8 protein-coding genes are annotated in these 10,447 nt (G+C 74.0%); 6 read left to right on the top strand and 2 right to left on the bottom strand.

The genetic code is table 11. The features are described from left to right. Positions 1-1,549, bottom strand: a 1,549-nt coding sequence (locus ACFV5N_RS18305; RefSeq protein ID WP_385600660.1) for an endonuclease/exonuclease/phosphatase, incomplete at its 3' end; no start/stop codon positions are given. Positions 1,550-1,762: 213 nt separating this feature from the next. Between ACFV5N_RS18305 and ACFV5N_RS18300 the strand changes: the two genes are divergently transcribed. Beyond that, a complete protein-coding gene (locus ACFV5N_RS18300; RefSeq protein ID WP_385600657.1) occupies positions 1,763-3,271 on the top strand; it encodes a hypothetical protein in 1,509 nt (502 codons plus the stop codon). An 85-nt stretch (positions 3,272-3,356) separates the two neighbouring features. On the opposite strand, the gene ACFV5N_RS18295 is transcribed toward ACFV5N_RS18300, so the two are convergent. Beyond that, the gene (locus tag ACFV5N_RS18295) at positions 3,357-4,130 is read right to left on the bottom strand and encodes a GNAT family N-acetyltransferase (RefSeq protein ID WP_385600663.1); all 774 of its coding nucleotides are present in this window, start codon (positions 4,128-4,130) and stop codon (positions 3,357-3,359) included. Between the two features lie 275 nt (positions 4,131-4,405). On the opposite strand from ACFV5N_RS18295, the gene ACFV5N_RS18290 reads away from it, so the two are divergent. The 5 genes from ACFV5N_RS18290 to ACFV5N_RS18270 all read left to right on the top strand — a co-directional run bounded on the left by ACFV5N_RS18290 (position 4,406) and on the right by ACFV5N_RS18270 (position 10,252). Beyond that, on the top strand, positions 4,406-5,614 hold the full coding sequence (locus tag ACFV5N_RS18290) for a right-handed parallel beta-helix repeat-containing protein (RefSeq protein WP_385600655.1): 1,209 nt from the start codon (positions 4,406-4,408) through the stop codon (positions 5,612-5,614). 158 nt (positions 5,615-5,772) lie between these two features. Next, positions 5,773-6,432, top strand: a complete 660-nt coding sequence (locus ACFV5N_RS18285) for a GntR family transcriptional regulator (RefSeq protein WP_385600652.1) — start codon at positions 5,773-5,775, stop codon at positions 6,430-6,432. Next, positions 6,429-7,337 carry a dihydrodipicolinate synthase family protein gene (locus ACFV5N_RS18280; RefSeq protein ID WP_385600649.1) on the top strand — a complete coding sequence of 303 codons (909 nt, stop codon included), beginning with the start codon at positions 6,429-6,431 and terminating at the stop codon, positions 7,335-7,337. The genes ACFV5N_RS18285 and ACFV5N_RS18280 overlap by 4 nt, the downstream gene beginning before the upstream one ends. Further along, positions 7,334-9,070: an L-arabinonate dehydratase gene (gene araD / locus ACFV5N_RS18275; RefSeq protein ID WP_385600647.1), complete on the top strand. Its 1,737-nt coding sequence runs from the start codon at positions 7,334-7,336 to the stop codon at positions 9,068-9,070. The genes ACFV5N_RS18280 and araD overlap by 4 nt, the downstream gene beginning before the upstream one ends. Before the next feature lie 21 nt (positions 9,071-9,091). Then, the gene (locus ACFV5N_RS18270; protein WP_385600645.1) at positions 9,092-10,252 is read left to right on the top strand and encodes a Gfo/Idh/MocA family protein; all 1,161 of its coding nucleotides are present in this window, start codon (positions 9,092-9,094) and stop codon (positions 10,250-10,252) included. Positions 10,253-10,447: the final 195 nt, after the last annotated feature.

The following is a 10,447-nucleotide window of genomic DNA, read 5'->3' as shown; positions in this document are numbered from 1 at the left end:
CGAAGGCGTTGACCGACTCGGCCTGCGCCAGGCGCTGCACCTCGCTGGAGCGGGTGGGCGGCTGGTAGCGGGAGTACAGCGACCGGTCGCCGCCCTTGGAGTTGAAGTGGTTGGCGACGACGATCACCGGGGTGCCGCGGAAGCTGAACTCCCCGGCCAGCGGCTTGCGGCTGGACTCCCACGCCGGGTTGGCCGGGTCGACGCGGCCGGGGGAGAGGGTCAGCGCCGCCTTGCCGCGCTGCTTCACCACGGAGGTGGCGGTGGTCGCGTCGCCGCCCGGCCGGTCGGTGAAGGAGACCCGGTCCGGGTTGAAGAGGAAGACATTGCGGATGTTGCCGCCGGGCTGTCCGCCGTCCCGGCCGTCCTCGGGGTCGATGCCGCGCCAGGCGTAGCGCGGACCGCCGGCCGCGACGATGGCGTCGGTGAACCGGGTCAGGGTGACGTCCGCCGTGACGGTGCCGTCGTCGGCCGGGCCGCTGTCGTCCTGGATCTCCTCCAGGGCGATGATGTCGGGGGAGGCGAGGTGGTTCACCACGCCCGCCGCCAGCCGGTCGAACTTCGCCTGGTCGTTGGCGGGGTTGAGGTTCTCCACGTTGTACGCGGCGACCGCGAGTTCCTTGCGGTCCTGGGCGCGGGTCGTCTCCGGCTCGGTGCCGCCGGGGACCACGGTGCCCAGCTCGCGGGCGGCCAGCAGATAGCCGCCGAACTCGTCGTAGTCCAGCGGGCCCTCGGTGACCCCGCCGAGGGTGTCACCGGTGTTCGCGGTGGGGAACGGCTGCTGCGCCACCGGTATCAGCGATTCGACCTTCAGGCGCCCCGGGTTCGGGTCGTCGTAGGAGGCGTAGCGGGTGCCGCCCCGGGAGGTGGGGTTCACCTCGGGCTGGAGCGTGACCCACAGCTCGTAGTACGCGGTGCTGGGGCCGGTGATCGCGGCGTCCTCGATCCGGACGTTCATCCCCTCCAGCGACGCGAACAGATCGAGCGCGTACTTCTCCGGCCGAAGCGGCAGGTTCTCGATGCTGCCGCCGTCGGCCGGGTCGCCCTCGGGCGCGTAGGCGGCCGGGATCGCGTCGGCGTCCAGCACGACGGGGTCGGGGAGTTCGTTGCCCGAGGAGAGCACCGAGACGGTGGGCCGGGAGATCTGGGTGAGCGAGGTGTCGCCGCGCGCGATACCGCCGTAGTAGTACTCGGTGACGGTGCCGCTGACGGTGACCGCGTCGCCGACCGCCACGGTCGGCGTGGCGTTGGTGAAGACGAAGATGCCCTCGCTGGTGGCCGGGTCGTCGTCGGGGCGCGGGTCCTGGATCCAGAAGCCGCGCGAACCGTAGGCGCGCACCCCGGTGACGATGCCGGCCACATCGGTGACCTGCTCGCCCACGTGCGGCGAGATCCGGGTGTTCCCCTGGATGTCGTGGATGCGCAGCTCACCGGCCTCGGTGGCGGTCGCCGTGAACGGCGAGGTGACCAGCAGGGTGGCGCCGAGGGCGGCGGAGACGGTGAACGCGCCCACGGCGGTGGCGCGTCTGGACGGGCGGGACAGAGCGATCACGGGCCCTCCGGGGCGGTACGTGGATCCTGACGGCGTTTCTACGCGCGTAAAAATCCCGTACCCGCCCGGTGTTGTCAACGCCCGGCCGGCGACATCCCCGTGAACCCGCGTGGAAGGCCCGCCGGACCGTGGGCGCTGTCTTTGGGCGTGCTGTGGATCACGCTCTAGGCTGGGCCGACGCCGACCGCCATCGTTGCCGAGGAGCCCCCCTTCATGTCCGGTGCGGACCTGCCCACCCTGCCCCCCGTGCGGCTGCCCGCCGAGGCGGAACTGGCGCGCGACGCGCTGGCCGTCCCGCTGGTCTCCCGCGCCGCCGCCCTCGCCCGCTGGGCGGAACCCGGCGTCCCCGTCGGCGCCGGGGCGGAACTGCTCGCCGCCTCACTGGCCGGGGCGGTGACCGTCCTCGGCCTGGAGGCGGAGGAGTACGGCACGGAGCTGGCCGTCGAGGCGTGGAACTTCGCGGTGGACACCGGCCTGGTGGAGATCACCGAGGAGGACGAGGACGCCGGGACCGCGACCGCCGCCCCCGGCGCCGACCTCGACCGGCTCACCGGCGGCGCCCCCGAGGAGATCCTGGACCTGTGGGCGGACGGCCTGGAAGCCGTGCTCGCCGACGCGGCGACCCCCACCCTGGAGGATCTGCTGGGCGAGGACCTGGAATCGCTCGACCCGGCCGGTCTCGACCTCGACGCGCTGGACTGGGACGCCGACGAGGAGGCCGCCTTCCTGGACTCCGCGCTGGCCCAGCTCTACCTGCTGGCCGCCACCGACGAGAAGGTAGCCGCCGGGGCGATGGTCCCGCTCCCCGTGGTGGCCGCTGCCCTGGTCGTCCCGGACGAGGAGGAGGCCGGGGCCGAGGGCGGCGGCGAGCCGAGCGACGAGACCCTGGAGGAGGTCTCGGCCGTTATGATGCGCCTGGACGAACAGTTCCGGGTCCTGGAGGGCACCGGCCTGCTGGAGTACGACCCGGTGGACCCCGCGCTCATCGTCGAGGAGAGCGAGGGCGAGGAGGGCCCGGTCCCCGGACTCCCGGCCGAGGAGGAGGACCTGACCCGGTACGGCCAGGTGCGGCTCACCCCGCTCGGCGTCTACGGCGTACGGCGCCGGATGCGGGAGGCGGGCCTGGACGCCCCGGCCGTCGGCGACCTGGCGACGGCGGACGCCGCCCCGCTGCTCCTGGCGCTGCCGGGCCGCGCGCACGGCGCGGCCCGGGCGGAGGCCGAGGGCTGGCTGGCGGGCCGCGACCCGCTGACCGCCGCCCGCGACCTGCTGGCGGCGGCGCGCGGCACCGACCCGCAGGCGCCGCTGCGGCGGCTCGGCTGCCAGCTGGCGCTCTCCCTGCTGGACACGGCGGCGGAACCGGCCCTGCGCGAGGTGCTGGACGATCCGGAACTCGGCGGCCTGGCCCGGGTGTGGCTGGCGGACCGGCACGCGGCCGGTGTCCCGGCGCCCGGCCAGGAGATGGTCTACTGGCTGACCGTCGACACCCTCGCCGCCCAACTGGCCACCGTGGACGAGGAGGACCCGCGCGAGGCGGACGAACTGCGCACCCTGGTGGACGGCCTCACCGTCCAGCACGGCACGTTCTTCGAGCACGCCTGGCAGGTGGACCACCCCGCGACGGCGGACGTCCTGGAGGCGATGGGCCGGCTCCACCCCGACCCCGCCCTGGCGGAGCAAGCCCGCGCGGCGGCCCTGCGGGCCCGCTCCCGCACCGCGTAGCGGGCCGGTCCGGCCAGGGGCCGGCCGGAAGTCCGCCCGGACCACGGCCCGGGGCCCGGCACGGAGCCGGGCCCGGGAGCCCGGCTCAGGCCATACCCACGCCCAGCGCGTGTTCGGTGAAGTGTCCGGCCGGGACGAAGCCCAGCCGCCGGTATACCGGTTCGCCCTGCGCCGAGGCCTGGAGCACGGCGAGGGGCGCGCCGGTGTCGTGCGCCGCGCGCAGCGCCGCGCCCGTCATGGCCGCCCCGAAGCCCCGACGGCGGTGGCTGCGCAGGGTGCTGATGTTGTAGAGGCCCGCGACGCCCGCGTGGTGGAACACCTCGGCCGAGCAGACCGGCCGCCCCCGGTGGTGGCCGACCAGGTAACGGGCGGGGGAGCCGGGGGCGAGCGCGCGGTGCGCGGTCCGGGCGAAGAACTCCACGACCGTGGCCGACGGCGGCTCCCAGGTGGCGGCGAGCACGGCGGCCCAGTCGGCGAGCAGCCCGGGGGAGTCCACCGTACGGATGGTCAGCTCCGGGTGCTCCACGGCCCGCGGCGGCTCCGTCAGCTCCCGGTACATCGCCGTCTCCCGCTCGGCGGCCGCCAGACCGGCGGCGGCCAGCCGCTCCCGCAGATCGGCCGGGGCGGAACCGGGCCCCACCCACCAGGAGAACGGCCGGCCGCCGGCCGCCAGGTCGCGGGCCGTTCCGGCGATGCGGTCGTCGGCCGTGGCGGGGGAGAAGCGGGCGGCGGCCACGATGTTGAACGTGTCGTCCGGCAGTCCGCTGTCGGCGATCACCAGATCGTCCGTCTCGGTGACGACGGCGCCCGGCAGCCCCCGGTGCAGGTGGCAGGCGTGCTCGGCCAGATTGCGTTCCATCCGGCCGGCGACCGTCTCCGTGCTGTCCATACGGGTGCTCCTCGTGCTCGGCCAGCCGATCTTAGAGGGGCCCCGCCCGCCCCGCGACAGACTTCTTGACGGGTCACCCAGGCGTTGCGAGGATCCGGGAAAGGCCGGGCAGTGCGCAGCCGTAAGCGCTTTCCCGGCCGGTGCTTCCCCCTGCTCCTCCGGTTCGCGACCACCGGGTACGGGACTGGCCCGCGTGCGTCGTGAATCGATTCATCATCCACGCTCCCCACCGTAGGAGAGAACGCATGGGAACGCGCATCACCCGGGCCGCGACCGCGCCGCGCAGGCGCCGGCCGGCCCTGTTCACCGCCGCCCTGCTCGCGCTGGCCACCGCCGCCGCCACCCTGACCGGCACCGCCACCGCCACCGGGGCCGAGACCCCAGGCGCCGCCACCACGGGCGATGTGAGCGCCCTGGCCTGCGGGGACTCCGGCGCCCACGCGCAGGCCGTGCAGAACGGCAACACCTGGACCGCGCCCGGCTACTCCGGGACCGACATGCTCTCCGCCATGCGGGCCGCCGTGAACAGCCTCACCCCCGGGCGCACCACCAAGCAGCGCGTCGTCGTGCGCGGTTCGGGCACCGTGCCCGCCAACCAGTCGCTCGACCTGCCCAGCTACACCATCCTGGAGGTCTGCGGCACGATCAACGTCACCGGCACCCCGGGCGGCGACCACGCGGTCGTGCGGGGCCGCAACGTCACCGACATCGAGGTGCCGTACCTCAACGTCACCGGGGCGCCCTACTTCGGGATCTTCGTCCGCAACGGCACCAACATCACCCTGGGCCAGATCGATCTGCGGCTCTCCGGCGGCCTCGGCATCCGGATCGACAACCACAGCAACCGCAACGTCCGCACCCGCAACGTCCGCATCGACAACGTCTACGTCTCCGGCACCAACAACCACGGCGTGGAGACCTACGGGGTCGACGGCCTCACCATCGGCACGGTGACCGCCCGCAACACCGCCTACTCCGGGCTGCTGCTCAACGACACCATCAACGCCACCGTGCAGCGGGTCGACGGCCAGGGTACCGGCACCGGGACCGGGTACGCCGCCTTCCGGATGGCCAACCGCAACGGGCGGGTCGGCGACAGCTACCCCACCAACATCCGGGTCGGCGAGGTCGTCGCCCGGGGCGGCGGACGCGGGATCTTCTGCGTCTCGGAGAGCGGCGGCGTGGTGATCGACCGCATCACCATCGCCGATACCGGCAACAACGCCATCCTCATCGAGAACTGCTACAACGTGAACCTGGCAGCCGTCAGCGGCACGGTCAGCGGCGGCGGAGGGATCCGGATCGCGGCCCGTACCGAGTTCGCCAACACCCGGGATGTCGTCCTGCAGAACCTCACGATCACCAACAACTCGCTCACCGAGAACCCGTGCGGGGTCAACATCCAGTACCGCAATCTCACCCTGAACAACTCCAGCCGCTCCACCTGCGGCTGACCCCCGTTCCCCGGTGCCGCCCCGGGCGGGCGGCACCGGGCAGTAAGCCCTTTCCACCAGTTCTGTCCGAACCGTTGACGCGGTCGCGTTCTCCTTCTAGCGTGCGCTGTGCATCTCATACGTCATATCTCATATACGAGACGAGCCGGCCCACCCTCATGAACGCACCCCTCCCCGGCAGGACCCCGGTCCCCATCCCCTCCCGCACCAGCTACGTGCTGGAGCACCTGACCCATGCCATCCTCAGCGGAGCCCTGGCGCCCGGGTCGCCCCTGGTGGAGACCGAACTCGCCGCCGGTTTCGGGGTGTCCAAGACCCCGGTCCGCGAGGCGCTGAAGACCCTCGCGGGCCGCGGGCTGGTCGAGATGAACGAGTACAAGGGCGCCGCCGTACGCACCGTGGACGCCGGGATGGCCCGGTCCGTGTACGACATCCGGCAGCTGCTGGAACCCGAGGCGCTGCGCCGCACGGTCGCCGCCGGGCACGACCTCGGCCCGGCCCGGACGGCCCTGGAGCAGGCGCTGTCCGCCGAGGACGCCGCCGCCCGCGCCGAGGCCAACCGCGACTTCCACCGCGCCCTGTACGCACCCTGCGGCAATCCGCTGCTGGTGAAGACCCTTGACGACCTGCGCGATCAGGCCGCCCTCGTCTCCTCCGTCGCCTGGCAGATCACCCCCAGCTGGGACGGCGAGGCGGACGAGCACCGGGCGATCCTGGCCCGCGCCGAGGAGGGCGACGCCGACGGCGCCGCCCGGCTGTTGTACGCGCACATAGCGGGGTTCGTCTCCCGGGCGTTCCCCAAGGAAGGCACATCATGACCGACTTCGCGGCCCAGCGCGCCGCCCTCGCCGATGTGGTGGCCATCCCGGTCACCCCGTTCGACGCCGAGGGCGCGCTCGACCGGGACACCTACCGGGCCCTGCTGCGCCGGCTCCTCGACGGCGGTGTCACCACCCTGACGCCCAACGGCAACACGAGCGAGTTCTACTCCCTCACCCCCGAGGAGCGCCGGCTGGAGGTCGAGCTGACCGTCGCCGAGGCGGGCGACGCGGCGCAGATCGTCGTTGGGGTCGGGCTCGACCCGGCCACCGCCGCCGCCGAGGCCCGCGCGGCGCGCGACGCCGGCGCGCACCTCGTCATGGTGCACCAGCCGGTCAACCCCTACGTCTCCGCCGAGGGCTGGGTCGCCTACCACCGCGCCGTCGCCGACGCCGTCCCGGAACTCGGCGTCGTGCCCTACGTGCGCAACCCGCTGCTGGAGGGCTCCGCCCTCGCCCGGCTCGGTGAGCAGTGCCCCAACGTGATCGGCGTCAAGTACGCGGTGCCGGACGTGGTGCGGTTCGCCACCTTCGCCCGCGAGGCGGGCCTGGACCGGTTCGTGTGGGTGGCCGGCCTCGCCGAGCTGTACGCGCCCGGCTACTTCGCCGGCGGTGCCACCGGCTTCACCTCCGGTCTGGTCACCGTGGCCCCGGCCGTCTCCCGCGCGATGCTGACCGCCCTGCGCACCGGCGACTACCCGGCCGCGATGCGGGTCTGGGAGCGCATCCGCGGCTTCGAGGAGCTGCGCGCCGCCCAGCAGTCGGCGAACAACGTCTCCGTCGTCAAGGAGGCGCTCGCCGCGCTCGGCCTCGCCCGCCGCGACGTCCGCCCGCCCAGCGCCCCGCTGCCGGCCGAGGGCCGGGCCGCCGTCGCCGCCATCGTCGAAGGGTGGGACGTGCGATGACCGACGCCCAGGACTTCGACCCCACCACGCTGCGCAGCCACCAGTGGTACGGCACCGACGGGCTGCGTTCCTTCTCCCACCGGGCGCGCACCCGGCAGCTGGGGTACCTGCCCGAGGAGCACCTCGGCAAGCCGGTGATCGGCATCCTCAACACCTGGTCCGACATCAACCCCTGTCACCAGCATCTGCGCGAGCGCGCCGAGGCCGTCAAACGCGGGGTGTGGCAGGCGGGCGGCTTCCCGCTGGAGTTCCCCGTCTCCACGCTCTCCGAGACGTACCAGAAGCCGACCCCCATGCTGTACCGCAATCTGCTCGCCCTGGAGACCGAGGAACTGCTGCGTTCCTACCCGGTGGACGGCGCCGTGCTGATGGGCGGCTGCGACAAGACCACCCCGGCGCTGCTGATGGGCGCCGCCAGCGCCGACCTGCCCGCCGTGTTCGTCCCGGCCGGGCCCATGCTGCGCGGCCACTGGCGCGGCGAGACGCTGGGCTCGGGCACCGACATGTGGAAGTACTGGGACCAGAAGCGGGCCGGGAAGATCGGCGACTGCGAGCTGGCCGAACTGGAGTGCGGGCTGGCGCGTTCGCCCGGTCACTGCATGACCATGGGCACCGCCTCCACCATGACCTCCGCCGCCGAGGTCCTGGGCGTCACCGTGCCCGGCGCCGCCTCCATCCCCGCCGTCGACTCCGGACACAGCCGGATGGCCGCCGCCGCCGGGATGCGCGCCGTCGAGCTGGTGAAACGGGGCGCCAAGCTCTCGCGGTTCCTCACCCGCGAGGCGTACGAGGACGCGGTCACCACCGTCCTGTCGCTCGGTGGCTCCACCAACGCCGAGATCCACCTCATCGCCATGGCCGGCCGCTCCGGCGTCGATCTGACCCTGGACGACTTCGACCGCATCGCCCGCACCGTCCCGGTGCTGGCCAACCTGCGGCCCGGCGGCGCGCACCTCATGGAGGACTTCCACTACGCGGGCGGGCTGCCCGGACTGCTGGCCCGGCTGGGCGAGAAGCATCTGCACCTGGACCGGCCCACCATCAGCCACCCCACGCTGCGCGAACAGCTGGCGGGCGCGCTCGTCCACGACGACGACGTCATCCGCCCCCTGGACAACCCGCTCGCCCCCGAGGGCGGCGTGGCGGTGCTGCGCGGCAACCTGGCCCCCGACGGCGCCGTCATCAAGCACATCGCCGCCGAGCCGCACCTGCTCCAGCACACCGGCCCCGCCGTGGTCTTCGACGACTACCAGACCATGCAGAAGACCATCGACGACCCGGCGCTCGGCATCACCGCCGACAGCGTGCTGGTGCTGCGCGGCTCCGGCCCGCTCGGCGGCCCCGGCATGCCCGAGTACGGGATGCTGCCGATCCCCGACTACCTGCTCAAGCAGGGCGTCACCGACATGGTGCGGCTCTCCGACGCCCGGATGAGCGGCACCAGTTACGGCGCCTGCGTCCTGCACATCGCGCCCGAGTCGCACGTCGGCGGCCCGCTGGCCCTGGTGCGCACCGGCGACCTCATCACCCTGGACGTGCGGGGCCGGAGCCTGACCCTGCACGTGGACGACGAGGAACTGGAGCGCCGCCGGGCCGCCTGGCAGGCACCGCCGCGCCGGTACGGGCGCGGCTACGGCGTGCTGTACGAGCAGCACATCACCCAGGCCGACACCGGCTGCGACTTCGCCTTCCTCTCCCAGCCGGGCGAGGTCCCCGAGCCCTACGCGGGCTAGTCCGCGCCGGAAGGAACGACCATGAGCAACGAACAGCCGCTTCCGGTGGTACTGGTCGGCGGCCGGGGCTACGGCAGCCGGCATCTCCACCATCTGCGCCGGCTGGCGGCGCGGGGCGCCGTCACGCTCGCCGGGGTCTGCGAACTGCGCCCGCTGAGCGCCGGGGAACTGGGGGAGGGGCTCGGCAGCCCCGCGCAGGACTCCGATCTCGGGGCGCTGCTGGAGCGCACGGGCGCCCGGATCGTCATCGTCTCCACCCCCATCCACACCCATGTCGATCTGGCGCTGACCGCCGCGAAGGCGGGCGCGCACCTCCTGGTGGAGAAGCCGCCCGCCCCCTCGATGGCCGAGTTCCGCCGCCTGGCGGACGGCGTCCGGGCGGCCGGGGTCCGCTGCCAGATCGGCTTCCAGTCGCTGGGTTCGCACGCCGTCCCCCGCATCCGCGAGCTCCTGGCCGGGGGCGCCATCGGCCACGTCCGGGGGTTCGGCGCGGCCGGGGCCTGGGTGCGGGAGGAGGCGTACTGGCAGCGCGCCCCGTGGGGCGGGCTGCGCCGCACCCCGGACGGCCGCGACGTGGTGGACGGGGTGCTCACCAACCCGCTGGCGCACGCGGTGGCCACCGCGCTGCGGCTGGCGGGGGCCGACCGGGAGACGGACATCGACGGCGTCGAACTGGAGCTGTACCGGGTCAACGACATCGCCGCCGACGACACCTCCTGCGCCCGGATGACCACCTCGGACGGGACGCCGGTGGTCACCGCCGTCACGCTGGCCGCCGAGCGGGCGGGGGAGCCGTACGTCGAGGTGCACGGCAGCACCGGCCGCATCACGTTCTGGTACAAGCAGGACCGGGTGCTCCTGGAACGGGACGGCGCGGAGCCGGAGTACAGCGCGTACGACAGGACGGACCTGCTGGAGAACCTGATCGCGCATCTGCGGGACGCGACCGTCCCGCTGCTGGTGCCGCCGGAGCGCACCGGTGGCTTCATGCGGCTGGTGGAGGCGGTGCGGACCGCGCCCGAGCCGGCCACGCTGCCGGAGCCGGTCTGGCACAGCGAGCCCGCCGAGCAGGGGCCGCGCCGGGTGCTGGACGGCATCGACGCGCTGACCGCCGCCGGGGCGCGGCAACTGGCGCTCTACTCGGAACTCGGCGCCCCCTGGGCCGGTTCCACGACGCGGTGACGGAGCCGTCGTGGCCCGCACCCGGATGACGGGGGCCGCCCCGGCGGTGACCGGCGGCAGCCCCGGGGCGGCCACCGGCTGACCCCACCGTCCGCCCCCGGGGGCCGGGCGGGGGCCCCCGGGCCGGGCCCCGTGGCCCGGGGCGAGCGGGGGGCCGGACCGTGGATCGGTGGGGGGCGCGGGGTGCGGGGTAGC

The organism is Streptomyces sp. NPDC059853 (assembly GCF_042731495.1).
In the GTDB taxonomy this organism is placed as follows: Bacteria; Actinomycetota; Actinomycetes; order Streptomycetales; family Streptomycetaceae; genus Streptomyces.
The sequence above is the reverse complement of the archived record's forward strand: the minus strand, read 5'-3'. Positions and strand labels throughout refer to the sequence as shown.